Source organism: Candidatus Marifrigoribacter sp. Uisw_064 (assembly GCF_047730175.1).
GTDB lineage: Bacteria > Bacteroidota > Bacteroidia > Flavobacteriales > Flavobacteriaceae > Marifrigoribacter.
Window position 1 is genome coordinate 2,600,341 of the sequence record NZ_CP159833.1, and the last position, 16,107, is coordinate 2,616,447.

Annotated in this window: 12 protein-coding genes; 10 read left to right on the forward strand and 2 right to left on the reverse strand. The window is 31.6% G+C overall.

All coding sequences use genetic code 11. The features are described from left to right. Positions 1-62: 62 nt before the first annotated feature. The 7 genes from ABXT64_RS11660 (at position 63) to ABXT64_RS11690 (ending at position 9,716) form a co-directional block, all read left to right on the forward strand. Entirely contained in the window at positions 63-2,468 is a 2,406-nt protein-coding gene (locus ABXT64_RS11660; protein ID WP_443633108.1) for a zinc-dependent metalloprotease, read from the forward strand. Positions 2,469-2,480: 12 nt separating this feature from the next. Next, positions 2,481-3,080 (forward strand): hypothetical protein, encoded by a 600-nt coding sequence (locus ABXT64_RS11665; RefSeq protein ID WP_443633109.1) that lies wholly within the window; start codon positions 2,481-2,483, stop codon positions 3,078-3,080. A gap of 5 nt (positions 3,081-3,085) precedes the next feature. After that, positions 3,086-4,108: a threonine aldolase family protein gene (locus ABXT64_RS11670; RefSeq protein ID WP_443633110.1), complete on the forward strand. Its 1,023-nt coding sequence runs from the start codon at positions 3,086-3,088 to the stop codon at positions 4,106-4,108. A gap of 295 nt (positions 4,109-4,403) precedes the next feature. Next, positions 4,404-6,539, forward strand: coding sequence for a S9 family peptidase (locus ABXT64_RS11675; RefSeq protein WP_443633111.1), 2,136 nt, complete (start codon positions 4,404-4,406; stop codon positions 6,537-6,539). 78 nt (positions 6,540-6,617) lie between these two features. Continuing rightward, entirely contained in the window at positions 6,618-7,655 is a 1,038-nt protein-coding gene (locus tag ABXT64_RS11680) for a PLP-dependent cysteine synthase family protein (protein ID WP_443633112.1), read from the forward strand. A 139-nt stretch (positions 7,656-7,794) separates the two neighbouring features. Then, a complete protein-coding gene (locus tag ABXT64_RS11685; RefSeq protein ID WP_443633113.1) occupies positions 7,795-9,057 on the forward strand; it encodes an aminotransferase class I/II-fold pyridoxal phosphate-dependent enzyme in 1,263 nt (420 codons plus the stop codon). An 11-nt stretch (positions 9,058-9,068) separates the two neighbouring features. Then, entirely contained in the window at positions 9,069-9,716 is a 648-nt protein-coding gene (locus ABXT64_RS11690) for a lysoplasmalogenase (RefSeq protein WP_443633114.1), read from the forward strand. A 2-nt stretch (positions 9,717-9,718) separates the two neighbouring features. Here the strand turns inward: ABXT64_RS11690 and ABXT64_RS11695 are convergent, their stop codons facing one another. Beyond that, positions 9,719-10,837 (reverse strand): GTP cyclohydrolase, encoded by a 1,119-nt coding sequence (locus ABXT64_RS11695; RefSeq protein ID WP_443633115.1) that lies wholly within the window; start codon positions 10,835-10,837, stop codon positions 9,719-9,721. 12 nt (positions 10,838-10,849) lie between these two features. After that, positions 10,850-11,845, reverse strand: a complete 996-nt coding sequence (locus tag ABXT64_RS11700) for a transporter (protein ID WP_443633116.1) — start codon at positions 11,843-11,845, stop codon at positions 10,850-10,852. A 132-nt stretch (positions 11,846-11,977) separates the two neighbouring features. Between ABXT64_RS11700 and ABXT64_RS11705 the strand changes: the two genes are divergently transcribed. The 3 genes from ABXT64_RS11705 (at position 11,978) to ABXT64_RS11715 (ending at position 16,080) form a co-directional block, all read left to right on the forward strand. Beyond that, positions 11,978-12,244 carry a DUF4834 family protein gene (locus tag ABXT64_RS11705; RefSeq protein WP_443633117.1) on the forward strand — a complete coding sequence of 89 codons (267 nt, stop codon included), beginning with the start codon at positions 11,978-11,980 and terminating at the stop codon, positions 12,242-12,244. A gap of 103 nt (positions 12,245-12,347) precedes the next feature. After that, positions 12,348-14,780, forward strand: coding sequence for a YfhO family protein (locus ABXT64_RS11710; protein ID WP_443633118.1), 2,433 nt, complete (start codon positions 12,348-12,350; stop codon positions 14,778-14,780). Between the two features lie 16 nt (positions 14,781-14,796). Further along, a complete protein-coding gene (locus ABXT64_RS11715) occupies positions 14,797-16,080 on the forward strand; it encodes a glycosyltransferase family 4 protein (protein WP_443633119.1) in 1,284 nt (427 codons plus the stop codon). Positions 16,081-16,107 lie beyond the last annotated feature (27 nt).

Genomic DNA, 16,107 nt, shown 5'->3' on the forward strand with positions numbered 1-16,107 from the left:
ATTACTTAAAACAAAATATCTAATTTTCAATTGATTCTAATATATTTAAGAAATTTTATAACATGAAGCAGTTAACCATCCTATTTGTTTTGTTCTTCGGAATCAATTCACTTTCAGCACAATTTCTAGAAAGCAAAAAAAATCTAATTACTTCTGAAGGATATTTTAATTTCCATTATACTGAAGATCAAGGAGAAATATACTTGGAGGTTTCAGAATTAAATAAAGAATTTTTATATGTTCATTATTTGAGCTCAGGTTTAGGGTCCAATGATATTGGATTGGATAGAGGACAAATTGGAGATGGAGTATTGGTGAAATTTATAAAGAGTGGAAATAAACTATTATTAGTGCAAACCAATCAGAAGTTTCGTGCAAATACAGATAATGAACTAGAAAAAAAATCAATAGAGCAAGCTTTTGTGAAATCTGTGCTACATGGTTTTCCTATTAAAGAGATAAAAGGCAATAACTATATTATTGATTTAACGCCATTTTTATTATTAGACAGCCATGGTATAGCACTAACCTTAAAAAGAAAAAAGGAGGGGATTTATAAATTAGATGAAAATAGGAGTGTTTTATGGATGGAGAATACTAAAGCCTTTCCTAAAAATGTAGAGTTCGAATCTTTAATAACTTTCTCTGGACAACCTACTGGAAAAAATATAATAACGGTAAGTCCAGATGCTACGTCGCTTTCATTTATTCAGCATCATAGTTTTGTTGAATTACCTGATAACACCTATCAGTCAAGGGTTTTTGATCCGCGTAGTGGCTCATATTCAATGGATTATATGGATTATGCAACACCAATATGGGAGCCTGTTAAAAAACGTTTTATTACCCGTCATCTTTTAGAAAAGAAACATCCTAATAAAGATTTAAGTCAAGCAAAGGAACCTATTGTTTATTATTTAGATCCTGGAACTCCAGAGCCTGTCCGTTCCGCTCTAATGGAAGGAGCAAGTTGGTGGAATCAAGCGTATGAAGCTATTGGGTTTAAAGATGCGTTTCAAGTTAAAATGTTACCCAAAGATGCAGATCCTTTAGATATACGCTATAATGTTATTCAGTGGGTGCATCGTTCTACAAGAGGATGGAGTTATGGAAGTACCATCACTGATCCACGTACAGGAGAAATTTTAAAAGGTCATGTAAGTTTAGGAAGCCTGCGTATTCGTCAGGATTTTATGATTGCGCAAGCATTAATGAATCAACCTTTTGCTGAAAGAGATGATAACTATCAACAGATGTTAGAAATGGCATTGGCACGAATTCGCCAATTAGCAGCACATGAAGTAGGGCACACCATTGGTTTTGCTCATAACTTTGCAGCGAGCACAAATAATAGAGCCAGTGTAATGGACTATCCACATCCTTCTTTGACATTAAAAAATGGTGTAGTTGACTTTTCGAATGCGTATGCAGTTGGAATAGGGGATTGGGATAAAGTAACAGTAGCTTATTCATATAGTGAATTTAAAAAAGGTACTTCTGAAAAAGAGGAGCTAAATAATATTTTAAATGAGGCCTTCTTAAAAGGATATCGATATATTTCAGATAGAGATGCTAGAGCACAAGGGGGTGCACATGGTAAAGCACATCTTTGGGATAATGGAAGTAATGCATATGAAGAATTACAGAATGTATTAAATATAAGAGAGAAATCAATTGACAACTTTTCAGAAGATAATATTCCCACAGGAACACCTTTTTCAGTATTAGAAGACGTTTTTGTACCCTTGTATTTCTTTCATAGGTTTCAGACAGAAGCAGCGGTAAAAATGATTGGAGGTTTGGATTATTCATATTCAGTTAAAGGTGATAAAAGTGAAGCCGTTAGACATATTCCGAAGCAAGAACAAGAACAAGCATTGCGAATAGTTTTAAAAACATTAGAGGCGAATATCTTAGCGATACCGGAAGATAAATTGTTATTATTTCCTCCAAGAACTATGGGCTATCCAAGAAGCCGAGAATCTTTTAAAAGCAAGACAGGTGTTTCGTTTGATGCCCTTGGAGCTGCAGCAACAGCAAGTGAAATGACGCTTAGCTTATTGCTAAACCCTGAACGAGCCAACCGATTAATTCAGCAAAAATCTATAGAAATTGATAACTTAGGGTTTCAAGATGTATTGAATGGATTGATTCGTACTACTATTGCACCTATACATGATTCAGAATATATTAAAGAAGTTCATAGAACTATCCAGTTTGTGACCTTACATCATTTAATGAATTTAGCAGCACATAAAAAAAGTATTCCACAAGTTAAAGCAATGGTGAATAAAGCGATTGAACGTTTGGCTAAGAATAGTGAAACTAAGGAGGATAATCAATCTATGCAGTTAATCAGAGAGATTAATGAATTTAAAAAACATCCAGAAAAATTTGTTTTAAAACGAACTTCAATGATTCCCGATGGGAGCCCGATAGGAAGTTTTCAATGTTATTTTAATAATTAATATATTTTAAAGATGAAAAAAATACTGATAACCTTACTAATTTTAGGTGCTACAATTACCTATGCTCAAAATGATGAAGCTTATGTTGATGGACTTGTTTCTGAATTTACTGAAACTCTTGATGGAGATTGGTTTTCTAATAAACGTCATTGCTTAGGAGAAAATAAAATGTTCTTTATGAATGATGGAAGTCGTTGTATGTCAAAAGAGTCTTATTTTGAAGTATTTATCTTTTGGGAAGTGGAAAATAAAACCAATATAAAGAAATTTGATAGTTGTGGTGAGTATGAAAGTACTACGTTCGATAAATCACTTTTTGTATTTGATTTTAAGATAGATATAAAAAATAAAGGAGTTAAAAAGTATGAAGTTTCTAATCCCGAAAACAAACCTACTTCTAGCACTGGAATTTATTCTTGTTACCGTACTTTTGTATTTAAATCGGGTGAAGAAATATATACAAACACCTACAATTTATACGATTTAACTAACGCATCAACACAAAAAAACATTAATTTCTCATATAATAATGATTTAAAATTAGTAGAAATAGATGTTCAGATTGATGCTGTTATTCCAGTATATGATAGTTCAGCAGAAAGAAAAAAATAAACCCTATGATGATAGATTTGCGTAGTGATACGTTTACAAAACCAACCCCAGAAATGTTGGAAGCAATATTAAAAGCCGAAACAGGGGATGATGTATATAAAGAAGATCCAACTGTTAATGAATTAGAAAGACGTTTTGCTGAATTATTTGGGATGGATCAAGCCTTGTATTTCCCTACTGGAAGCATGTCTAATCAAGCTGCTATTAAACTGCATACAAACCCAGGAGAACAATTAATTTGTGATGTTTGGGCGCACGTATATAATTATGAGGGAGGAGGCGCATCTTTTAATAGTGGAGTTTCCTGTAAATTAATAAATGGTACTCGTGGAATGATTACAGCTCAGCAAGTTGAAGCATCTATCAATCCACCAGATTTTTATCACAGCCCTTTAACAAGTCTAGTATGTCTTGAGAATACTACCAACAAAGGAGGTGGTGCATGTTATGATTTTAATGAAATTAAAAAAATTAAAAAAGTCTGTGATGATCATAAATTAGGCTTGCATTTAGATGGAGCACGTTTAATGAATGCTTTAGTTGCGAAAAATGAAGACCCTAAAGATTATGGTGCTAACTTCGATACAATTTCAATTTGCTTAAGCAAAGGCTTAGGAGCGCCAATGGGCACTATTTTAGTGGGTAAATCAAGTTTAATGTACAATGCAATTCGAATTAGAAAAATCTTAGGAGGAGCTATGCGACAAGTAGGTTTTATGGCAGCAGCAGGGTTATATGCCTTAGATCATCATGTCGATAGATTAGCGATAGACCATCAAAGAGCTTCAGAGATTGCGTCAATACTTGAAAAACAAAGGTATATAAGTAAAGTTGAGGCTACAGAAACCAATATTGTTATTTTTTATTTACAAGAAGGTATTTCAGAAGAAAAATTTATAAATGATCTTTCTAAACATAATGTAATGATAAGCTCTATGGGGCAAGGGAAGTTACGAATCGTAACACATTATGATTACACTGCAGCAATGCATGATAAATTTTTAGAAATTGTAACTACCTATAACTAGTAAAGGCCTCTTAATTAAGAGGCTTTTTATTTTGCAATAAGTAAAAATACTTTATGTTTCTTTTCTTTGTGCTCTAGGAGCATTTTTTTTATTAGAGGTAATAGTGGTTTTTATTACTCTATCGATGTTTTGTTCTTCAATTAAAACTAAATTAAATCTTAATTTAGTTGCCTCTATTTACTTTTGGGTTTCTTTAATTTTATCTATCATTCCCATTAAATCTCCAAGCATATTTTTTGTTTTTTATTCCAAACAAAATTATTACTTTGCTCTCTAATTTAACATGCTATTTGTTATGAAAAATTTAGTGGTATTTTCAATTGTAACAATTATTTTTGCTGCTTCATGTAATACCAAAACAACTTCAAAAAAACATATGAATATAGTTCCCCCAAAAGCCGATAAAGTTGAAAAACATTTAGAAAAGCATGGTGATGTTAGAGTGGATAATTACTATTGGCTTAATGATAAGGATGATGATGAGGTCATTGATTATTTAGAGAGAGAAAATGATTATTATGAGAAAATGACAGCTCATACTAAAGATTTTCAGAAGGATTTATTCGAGGAAATGAAAAGCCGTATTAAAGAAGACGATGAGTCTGTACCTTATAAATTGAATGGATACTATTACATTACTCGATTTGAAAAAGGAAAAGACTATCCGATTTATACCAGAAAAAAAGAATCATTAGATGCTAAAGAAGAAATTCTATTTAATGTAAATGAAATGGCTGAAGGCTATTCATATTATAACTTAAGCGGGATGAGTATAAGTCCGGATAATAAATTAATTTCCTTTGGAGTCGACACATTGAGTAGGAGAAAATATATAATTCACATTAAAAATTTAGAGACCGGTAAGGTGTATGAAGAAAAAATTCCATTAACTACAGGAGGTTCCACATGGGCGAATGACAATAAAACTTTGTTTTATACTCGTAAGGATGAACAGACTCTTCGTGCAGATAGAATCTATAAACATGTTTTAGGAACTAATTCTAAAAAAGATGAGTTAGTTTATACAGAAAAAGATGAAACTTTTGGAACCTTTGTTTATAAAACAAAGTCAAGAAAATTTCTTGTGATTGGCTCATATAGTACCTTAACTTCAGAATATAGAATATTGAGTGCAGATACTCCAAATGAAAAATTTAACTTATTTCAAGAAAGAGAAAGAGGGTTGGAATATAATATTTCTCACTTCGGAAAAGACTTCTATATTCTTACTAATAAGGATAAGGCAATCAATTTTAAATTGATGAAAACTTCAGAAGTGAAAACTACTAAAGAACATTGGGAAGAAGTAATTCCTCATAGAAAGGATGTTCTTCTGGAGGGAATTGATATTTTTAAAGAGTACCTAGTAGTCAATGAAAGAAATAATGGATTAAATAAAATTCATATTAAACCATGGGATAATTCTGAAAGTCATTACTTGCCTTTCAATACTGAAACGTATACTGCTTATACCACTCAAAACCCAGAATTTGACACAAAAACACTTAGATACAGTTATACTTCATTAACGACTCCATCTTCTCTTTTAGATTATAATATGGAAACGAAAGAACAGGTTGTTTTAAAAGAAACAGAAGTGTTAGGAGGTAAGTTCGATAAAAATAATTACGATTCTAAGAGGCTATGGGCAACTGCAGAAGATGGTACAAAAGTACCACTAACAATGGTCTATAAAAGAGGCATTAAAATGGACGGTTCAAATCCATTATTATTATATGCTTATGGTTCGTATGGTTCAACAATAGATCCTTATTTTTCTAGTATACGTTTAAGTTTATTAGATAGAGGATTTATTTATGCAATAGCTCATGTTAGGGGAGGAGAGTATTTAGGTAGAAATTGGTATGATGATGGTAAATTACTTCAAAAGAAAAATACTTTCACAGACTTTATAGATGTTTCTAAATTTTTAATTGAAGAAAAATATACCTCAAAAGACCATCTATATGCTTATGGAGGCTCTGCTGGTGGATTATTAATGGGCGCTATCGTTAATATGGCTCCAGAATTATATAATGGTGTAATAGCAGCAGTACCGTTTGTAGATGTTGTTACAACAATGCTAGACGATAGTATTCCTTTAACAACAGGAGAATATGATGAATGGGGAAATCCAAATGATAAGGAATATTATGATTATATTAAATCGTATTCACCCTATGATAACGTTGAAGCAAAGAAATACCCTAATATGTTGGTGACAACGGGATTACATGATTCTCAAGTTCAATATTGGGAACCAGCAAAGTGGGTGGCAAAACTAAGGGAATTAAAAAAAGATAAAAACTCTTTATTACTTCATACTAACATGGATGCTGGGCATGGCGGTGCTTCTGGTAGATTTGAAGCGCTAAAAGAAGTTGCAATTGATTATGCATTTATATTAGATTTAGAAGGAATAAAGGACTAATTAAAATATTTACCGTAAGTTTGTACGGTTTTAAAATAAGGCGTAAAGCTAAAATTTTTTATAACGAAAAACCTCTTTATGAAAGACGAATTATTAGCCCATAATAATGTGTTGGAGCTTATTGGCAATACACCATTAATTAAACTCAACAGAATTACTTCTAATCTTATTGGTAATTTCTATGCTAAGGTTGAAGGATTTAATCCGGGACATTCAACAAAAGATCGTATTGCTCTTTATATTATAGAAGAAGCTGAGCGAAAAGGCATTTTAACTCCTGGTGATACTATTGTTGAAACTACAAGTGGAAATACTGGCTTTAGTTTAGCAATGGTAAGTATCTTAAAAGGATATGAATGCATTTTGGCAGTTAGTTCTAAATCTTCAAAAGATAAAATTGATATGTTAAAAACAATGGGGGCAAAAGTTTATGTTTGTCCTGCAAATGTAAGTGCAGATGACCCAAGATCATATTATCAAGTTGCAAAGAAAATACATAGTGAAATAAAAGGTTCAGTATATATTAATCAATATTTCAATGAATTAAATATTGATGCACATTATAAATCAACGGGCCCTGAAATTTGGAAACAAACCGCAGGAAGAATCACACATTTAGTTGCTTGTAGTGGAACTGGAGGTACAATTTCTGGTATCGGTAGATTTTTAAAAGAACAAAATAAAGATGTAAAAGTGATTGGTATTGATGCGTATGGATCAGTATTAAAAAAATATCATGAAACACGTGAATTCGATGTAAATGAAATTTACCCATATCGAATAGAAGGCTTAGGAAAAAATTTAATTCCTACAGCAACTGATTTTGATAATATCGATCAGTTTATAAAAGTAACAGATGAAAGCAGTGCTCATACCGCTAGAGAATTAGCTAAAACAGAAGGTTTATTTGTAGGTTATACGAGTGGAGCTGCCATGCAAGGTCTTAAACAGCTTGATGAAAGTGGTGTATTTAATGAAGATTCTGTAGTTGTTGTTGTTTTTCCAGATCATGGATCAAGATATATGAGTAAAGTATATAGTGATGATTGGATGGAGCAACAAGGTTTCTTTGACGCTAAGAATACTGAAACTGCACCTATTGAATATATAAAGTAGGGTACTTTAATACTAAATATTTAAGCCATAACATTTATTTGTTATGGCTTTTTTACTTTATAAAACTTAATCATTGCCAAAGAATGTGGTTATCCAGATTAATTTAATTAATTTTGTCGCTTGCAAAAAACTTAGTAGTATGACTAAAGATTTATTCGAAAAGATATATAAAAACAAAGGACCGTTATTAAAATGGGCTGATGTTGCTGAGGGATATTTTGTATTCCCAAAATTAGAAGGTCCAATTTCAAACCGAATGAAATTTCAAGGAAAAGAAGTTATTACTTGGAGTATCAATGATTATTTAGGTTTAGCAAATCATCCTGAAGTTCGAAAAGTAGATGCTGAAGCAGGTATTGAATATGGATCTGCATATCCTATGGGAGCCAGAATGATGAGTGGTCATACAGATTTACATGAAAAACTACAAGAAGAACTAGCAGAGTTTGTTAGTAAGGAAGCTGCTTATTTATTGAATTTTGGATACCAAGGAATGGTTTCAACCATTGATGCTTTGGTTTCTAAAGATGATGTTATTGTGTATGATGTTGATGCACATGCATGTATTATAGATGGGGTACGCTTGCATTTAGGAAAACGATTTACGTATAAGCATAACGATTTAGAAAGTATTGAAAAAAATCTTCAACGTGCTACTAAAATGGCAAAAGCGAGTGGAGGAGGTATTTTATTGATCTCTGAAGGCGTTTTTGGTATGCGTGGAGAGCAAGGAAAATTGAAAGAGATTGTAGCCCTTAAAAAGAAATATAACTTTAGATTCTTTGTTGATGATGCACATGGCTTTGGAACTCTAGGTAAAACTGGAGCTGGAGCAGGTGAGGAGCAAGGTGTACAAGATGATATTGATGTTTATTTTGCAACTTTTGCAAAGTCTATGGCAAGTACAGGTGCTTTTATTGCTGCTGATCAAGAAATAATTGATTACTTAAAATATAATTTACGTTCACAAATGTTTGCAAAATCTTTGCAAATGCAATTGGTGGTAGGTGCTTTAAAGCGTTTAGACATGCTTCGTACAATGCCTGAACTTAAAGAAAAGCTTTGGGAGAATGTTAACGCATTGCAAGGAGGATTAAAAGAAAGAGGTTTTGATATAGGGACTACACAAAGTTGTGTAACACCAGTGTATCTTAAAGGATCTGTTCCAGAAGCAATGGCATTAGTAAAAGACCTTAGAGAAAACCATGGTATATTTTGTTCGATCGTAGTTTATCCTGTAATTCCAAAAGGATTAATTTTATTAAGAATGATCCCTACAACAACCCATACATCTAAAGATGTTGAAGAAACTTTAGCCGCTTTTTCAGCAATAAGAGAGCGATTAGAGAACGGAACTTATAAACGTTTGTCTGCTGCTGTTGCTGCTGCATTTGGTGATTAATTATTTTTTAAATGAAACTGAAAGTCTGGAGTATTTTAATTATTATTTCAGCACTTAGTGCTATTGTTTTTCAATATTCGGAAACTCTAGAATATTATAATTATGCTAAAGCCTTAACTACTATTTTAATAGTATTAGTTCCCATTTTATTTTCTAAAACTTCTTCAAAAAAATATAAGAATCTTATTATAATAGGGCTTTTTTTCTGCTTAATTGGAGATGTATTTTTATTAGATAACGCATATTTTATAGCTGGTTTGGCTTCCTTTTTAGTTGGTCATTTAATCTTTACGTATGCTTTTTTATCTTTAAAAAGATTTCAGAAAAAATATGGAATCTTTGCGATTCTTTTATTCATTGGATTGTCCTATTTTTATTATTTAAAGCCCAGCTTAGGTGAAATAACTATACCAGTAGGTGTTTATATTTTGGTTATAGTATTAATGAATTGGCAAGCATTGTCTTTATATGCTTTAGAAAAAAATAAAGTTCACTTAATGATTTGTATTGGAGCTATACTGTTTTTGATTTCTGACTCTATATTGGCTTTCGATAAATTTAAAGAATCCTTCTCTTTTGCAGGAGTTTTAATTTTAACAACGTATTGGACAGCTATATACATGTTTGCATATTCTACTATTTCTATTAATAAAAAATAGGTTTAGAGGGACTTTTTGAAGGTTTTTCGTCGTCTATAAACTTCCGTATGAATATTTTTCCATATTTGATGTATAGCAAAATTGTCTTCTAATTCTGGAGTTCTAAAACAGGTTTCAATACCTTTTTCAGTAAATGTATTATAATATTCATTAAATAAAATCGCATGCACACCTTTGTTTTGATAATCGGGATGAATACCTATTAAATAAAAAATAACATCCTTACTATTTTTTTTAGCGTGCATAATGTGTCTAAAACCAAAGGGAAATAATTTGCCATTAATTTTTTGCAATGCTTTAGAAAAAGCAGGCATTACAATAGCAAAACCTACCATATTATCATCTTTATCGACAACAAATTTTATGTACTCAGGGTTTATAAAACTTATAAATTTCTTTTTAAAGTAAGCTTTTTGAATATCGTTAATAGCGACAAATGATGATAATGATGCATAACTTTGATTAAACAAATCGAACATCTTATCTACATAAGGCATCACCTCATTTGTTTTGGTAAGTTTTAAAGCAGTTAATTGGTATCGTCTTTTTATAATCTCTTGCGCTTTATAAAAAAATTCTGGCTTTACATTTTCAAAAGGAAATAAACTCTCAGAATATGATTTTTCAACCTTGTAATTTGCCGCTTCATAATGTTTAATATAATAGGGGTGATTGTACCAAGTAACCATTGGAGTAATGGCATCAAATCCTTCGGTAATAAGACCTACCTTATCTAAATTAGAAAATCCGACTGGCCCTTCGGTATATTCTAATTGATTTGCTTTTCCAATTTTTTCAACTTCTTTTAAAAGTACTTGAGACACTTCTAAATCATCAATAAAATCAAACCAACCGAAACGCATTTTTTTTTGATTTTGATCTTTGACTTCCAGCCAATTAATTATAGCTGCAATTCTTCCAACTATCTCTCCATCTTTATAAGCTAAAAAATAGGAAGCTTCTGCATTTTTAAAAACAGGGTTTTTTGTGACGTCTAGCGTCTCTATTTCCTTTTTAGTTAAAGGAGGCACCCAATATTTGCAATCTTTATATAGCTCAAAAGGAAACTTTACAAACTTTTTCAGCTCTTTCTTAGTATGAATTTGTTTTACTTCAATCATAAAATTATTATTCTAAAGACCTCCGTCATCTTCAATTTCAAAATCATCCTTGCGCTCTTTCTTTTTCTTTTTCTTTTTTTCTTTTTTGGAATTTATTTTTCCCTCTTTCTTTTTATCACGACCTGCTTTTCCTTTCTCTTCAATATATTCATCACTATCATGCATGTCAAATCGATAAGAAACGCCGATCCTTCCATAGGTTCTTGATGGTGTATCCTTAAAGTTTAATAACACCGCAGCATCTAAATGAAAATTACTATTTATTAAGACAGCAGTACCTACTCTAAATAATTGATCTGAATAAAAATCACTTTTTATTCCTTCATTTTCTACAAATACTGAAAAGTGTGTAGTAAATGAATGTGTTAACGTTAATAAATATCCATAACTAGGAAAATCAGTTCCTATTCTATCTGCAACAATATTAGTGACAAATACCCATCCACCAATCCAATTATTCTGGGTTGATAATACAATTTTTGGACTAATCATACTTTCAGGTTCTGGTGTAAATGGATTGTCTGCAAAATCGAAATTTGCACCAGCAAAAATTGAAAACGCAGGAATTAAATCTTTCCATTGAAATGTATTCTTAGCCTTCCAGTTATATAAATTAGGTCCTTCAAGAACTTTTTTTCTATATGGATCATAAAATAAATATTTTGCGCCAATTGTATTTGATTTAAAATTACTCAATTTATTATCTCCTGCGGGGGAGGAAATAGAATTAGACTGATATGTTCCTTGAAGACTTACTTCTAATTCTTCTTTCCAAAAACCATAACGCACTCCATAATCAATAGCAAAAGCATTTATTTCAGTATTTCTTATATTATGTTTTTCTTTTCCTAAACCGAAACCTGCTTCAAACTGAAGTACATTTTTTCCTACTGAAAAAGCACCTTGAGAGAAGCCTGGTCTGTTGGAGTTTATTTCTTCTGTGTATTGAGCAGTAGCTATCGTAAAGCTAAGTAAAAAGAGTAAACAGTAATTAAATTTAATGTTCATAAAATGTGTTTTTAAGGATTATTATAGAACAATCTCTTAGTTCAAAGATATAAGAATTTATCATTTTTTTAATGTTAGATATTCTTCTTTTTCTATATCATTGATTACTTTTGATAAAGAATTAATTGAACTATGACTTTTCTAAAAACGATTTTAATCATTCTTCTGGTATATTTTGGACTAAAGATTTTATTTAGACTAGCTAAACCGTACCTGTTGAGATATATAGCAAAAAAGGCAGGAAGTCATTTTGAAAAATCTTTTGGTAATTTTGCAAATCAAAATCAGAATAAACCAAAAGAAAATGAAGGAGAGATTAGTATTGATAAATCATCTTCTAATAAACAAAAATCTAAGAATACAGTTGGTGAATATGTAGATTATGAAGAAGTTGAATAATCTATAAAGCAAATTTTCTACTATAGTAAATTGTTTATTATATTATTATTCTACATTATTAGCATATTTTTTATAATTTCCCCCATCTTAATATATTTATCGTATGCAGCGTTTTAAAGACTTTATTCCACATCTTGTTGTTTTTGTTTTATTCATTATTGCTTCTTTAGTATATTTTAGTCCAGTAATGCAGGGCAAAGAAATTTTCCAAAGTGATATTGTTCAATACACAGGAATGGCTAAGCAACAAAATGATTTTAGAAAAGCAACTGGAGAAGAAACATATTGGACCGACGCAGCTTTTGGAGGAATGCCAACCTATCAATTAGGAGCTAAATACCCACATAATTATATTAAAAAATTAGACCTAACCCTTCGTTTTTTGCCTAGGCCTGCAGATTACCTATTCTTATACTTTATGGGTATTTATATCTTACTTTTAATTTTAAGAGTAGATTATAAACTTGCTTTTTTAGGTGCATTAGCTTTTGGTTTTTCAACTTATCTTATAATCATTTTAGGTGTCGGCCATAATGCAAAAGCGCATGCAATTGCCTATATGCCCTTAGTTTTAAGCGGAATTATTCTCACTTTTAGAGGTAAATATCTCTCAGGATTTTTACTCACTACAGTCGCAATGGCACTCGAATTGGTTGCTAATCACTTTCAAATGACCTATTATCTACTGTTATTAGTCATAGTTTTAGGAATAGCATATTTCATTGATGCGTATAAAAATAAAATGATTCCACAGTTTTTTAAAGCGATTGTTGTTATGCTTTTTGGTGTGCTACTTGCTTTAGGATTGAATGCCACGAATATTATGGCGACTAAAGAATATACAGATGCTTCAACGCGTGGAAAAAGTGAATTAACAATAAATCCAGATGGAAGTCCGAAAGTGTATTCTGAAGGCTTAGATTATGAATATATAACTGAATACAGTTACGGTATCGCTGAAAGTTTCAACCTTTTTATCCCACGTTTTATGGGAGGTGGTTCATCTGAACCTTTTCCTGAAGAAGCTGAAGCTATTGAAGAATTATTGCGCTTAGGAGCAACTCCTCAAGAAGCAAGTCAGTTTTTATCACAAGTACCCATGTATTGGGGAGATCAAACCTATGTAGGTGCACCAGCTTATATTGGAGCAGTTGTCATCTTTTTAGCAGTCTTAGCTTTGTTTTTAATTAAAGGAAGATTGCGATGGTGGATCGTTGGAGGTTTTATGTTGAGCTTGTTTTTATCATGGGGAAAGAATTTTTCTTTTCTAACAGAATTCTTCATCAATTACATTCCGCTGTATAATAAATTTAGGGCAGTGTCTTCAATACAGGTTATTATTGAATTAGTGCTTCCTATCATAGGGATGGTTGGTTTACATCAGTTTTTTAATAAAGGAGAACGTTCAGAAGAAAAAAAGAAAGCACTGCTATGGACTACAGGAATTTTAGGTGGAATTTCAATCGTTTTTATTCTTTTTAAATCTGCCTTATTTGATTTCGCCAGCCCTTACGACAGTTATTTCATGGATGAATTAGGTTTTCCTTTTATTGATGCCGTACGAAGAGATAGAATGTCATTATTTACAACGGATTCAATTCGTTCTTTTGTTTTTGTTTTATTGGCCTCCGGAGTATTGTGGTTTTATTTAAAAGAAAAAGCTTCAAAGAATTTAGCGATAGGAATTTTTGCAATTTTAATTGTAGTTGATTTAGTTTCAGTTGACAGACGTTATGTGAATAACGATAACTTTGTTTCAGCAATGCAAGTAAAGCAACCATTTCAGAAAAACAATGCAGACATTCAAATATTAAAAGACGATGATCATTTTAGAGTGTATGAAATTAATAGCCCATTTAATAGTGGTAGAGCGAGTTATTTTCATAATGCATTAGGAGGATATCATGCAGCTAAGCCCGGTAGAATTCAGGATTTAGATAATTTTTATTTAAGTAAAGGAGATATTGGTATATTAAATATGATGAATGTAAAATACATCATTGGTCAAGCTGAAAACGGTTCGTCTGTAGCACAAATTAATCCATATGCAAATGGAAATGCGTGGTTTGTAGAAAATGTGATGATTGCCAATAATGCAAATGAAGAAATTCAATTATTGGATAGCTTAAACACTAGAGAAACAGCGATAATTCATATAGATTTCAAAAATAAGCTTCCTTTAAAAGAAACTAAAAGAGACAGCCTTGCAAGTATTGAATTGGTAGACTATGCTCCAAATCATTTAGAGTATGAATCTGAATCTAAATCAGATCAATTGGCATTGTTTTCAGAGGTATATTACGCTAACGGTTGGAATGCATATATAAACGGAAAACAAGTTGAGTACATTCGTGCAAACTATACCTTAAGAGCGTTAGCAGTTCCTTCTGGGATACATAAAATAGAATTTAAATTTGAGCCTCAAGTGATTAAAACGGGAAGTATGATTTCATTTTCAAGTTCGATTTTATTTTTATTGATTATAGGTGGAGGTTTATTTTTAAACTTCAGAAAAAAAGAGCCAACAGCGCTTTAAAAAAATATATAGACACATGAAACGCGTTCTCATAATAACATATTATTGGCCGCCAGCAGGAGGGCCAGGAGTACAGCGTTGGTTAAAGTTTATCGCTTATTTTAAGGAGTTTGGAATAGAACCGATTGTTTATACGCCCGAGAATCCAAATTATCCTATCGAAGATGTTAATCTAATTAATGAAATTCCTACAGGTATAGAAGTAATAAAATTGCCGATTAAAGAACCGTATCGTTTCGCCAAAATTTTATCTAAAAAGAAAACCAAACAAATCAGTAGCGGAATTATCACAAAGAAACGACCTTCTATAATAGAACGATTAATGCTTTGGGTACGCGGTAATTTTTTTATACCAGATGCACGTATTGGATGGGTAAAACCTTCCATTAACTATTTAGCAAAATATATTGCACAGAACCCAATAGATGCTATTATTACTACAGGCCCACCACATAGTATGCATTTAATAGGATTGGCATTAAAAAGAAAAACAGGGCTTACTTGGATTGCTGATTTTAGAGATCCTTGGACCACAATTCATTACCATAAATCGTTGCAACTGAGTAATTCTTCAGAGAAAAAGCATAAGCAATTAGAAGCTGAAGTATTACAGAATGCAGATCAAGTTATTGTTACGAGTCCAAATACAAAAATTGAATTTCAATTTATAACAAAACAACCCATTGAAGTAATTACCAATGGCTACGATACAAATCATGAAATTGAGTTAAAACTAGACGATAACTTTTCTTTAGTTCATATTGGTTCTTTACTAAGTGGAAGAAACCCAGAAGTATTATGGAAGGTACTTTCAGACTTATGTGAAGAGAATGAAAAATTTGCGCAAGATTTTAAACTAAAATTAATTGGAGCTGTTAGTAATGAAGTGATTGTTAGTTTGAAAAACCATCAATTAGTTGATAAAGCTGAAGTAATTGGTTATGTTTCACATGAAGAAGCATTACAATTTCAACACAATGCTCAACTACTATTATTGATTGAAATGAACTTACCTGAAACACGTTCGATCATCCCTGGAAAATTATTTGAATATTTATTAGCAAAGAGACCTATCATAGCATTAGGCCCTAAAGGCAGTGATATTGAAGCTATTATTTCAGAAACAAATGCGGGTCGATTTTTTGATTATGAAGATAAATCTCAGTTAAAAAAAGAAATAGCGGATTCTTATCAGTTATTTAAAGAAGGGAAGCTTATTATTAATTCAAGAGGTATTGAGAAATATAGTAGGAGGGAGCTTACAAGGGAAATGGCAGAGACTATTAATAAGAATCTTTAATAAAACAAAACCCCTGCTAAATATTTC

Excerpts from the sequence above, each read along its gene's own strand:
- ABXT64_RS11660 (WP_443633108.1), top strand. The coding sequence starts at position 63 with ATGAAGCAGTTAACCATCCTATTTGTTTTGTTCTTCGGAATCAATTCA.
- ABXT64_RS11665 (WP_443633109.1), top strand. The coding sequence starts at position 2,481 with ATGAAAAAAATACTGATAACCTTACTAATTTTAGGTGCTACAATTACC.
- ABXT64_RS11670 (WP_443633110.1), top strand. The coding sequence starts at position 3,086 with ATGATGATAGATTTGCGTAGTGATACGTTTACAAAACCAACCCCAGAA.
- ABXT64_RS11675 (WP_443633111.1), top strand. The coding sequence starts at position 4,404 with ATGAAAAATTTAGTGGTATTTTCAATTGTAACAATTATTTTTGCTGCT.
- ABXT64_RS11680 (WP_443633112.1), top strand. The coding sequence starts at position 6,618 with ATGAAAGACGAATTATTAGCCCATAATAATGTGTTGGAGCTTATTGGC.
- ABXT64_RS11685 (WP_443633113.1), top strand. The coding sequence starts at position 7,795 with ATGACTAAAGATTTATTCGAAAAGATATATAAAAACAAAGGACCGTTA.
- ABXT64_RS11690 (WP_443633114.1), top strand. The coding sequence starts at position 9,069 with ATGAAACTGAAAGTCTGGAGTATTTTAATTATTATTTCAGCACTTAGT.
- ABXT64_RS11695 (WP_443633115.1), bottom strand. The coding sequence starts at position 10,837 with ATGATTGAAGTAAAACAAATTCATACTAAGAAAGAGCTGAAAAAGTTT.
- ABXT64_RS11700 (WP_443633116.1), bottom strand. The coding sequence starts at position 11,845 with ATGAACATTAAATTTAATTACTGTTTACTCTTTTTACTTAGCTTTACG.
- ABXT64_RS11705 (WP_443633117.1), top strand. The coding sequence starts at position 11,978 with ATGACTTTTCTAAAAACGATTTTAATCATTCTTCTGGTATATTTTGGA.
- ABXT64_RS11710 (WP_443633118.1), top strand. The coding sequence starts at position 12,348 with ATGCAGCGTTTTAAAGACTTTATTCCACATCTTGTTGTTTTTGTTTTA.
- ABXT64_RS11715 (WP_443633119.1), top strand. The coding sequence starts at position 14,797 with ATGAAACGCGTTCTCATAATAACATATTATTGGCCGCCAGCAGGAGGG.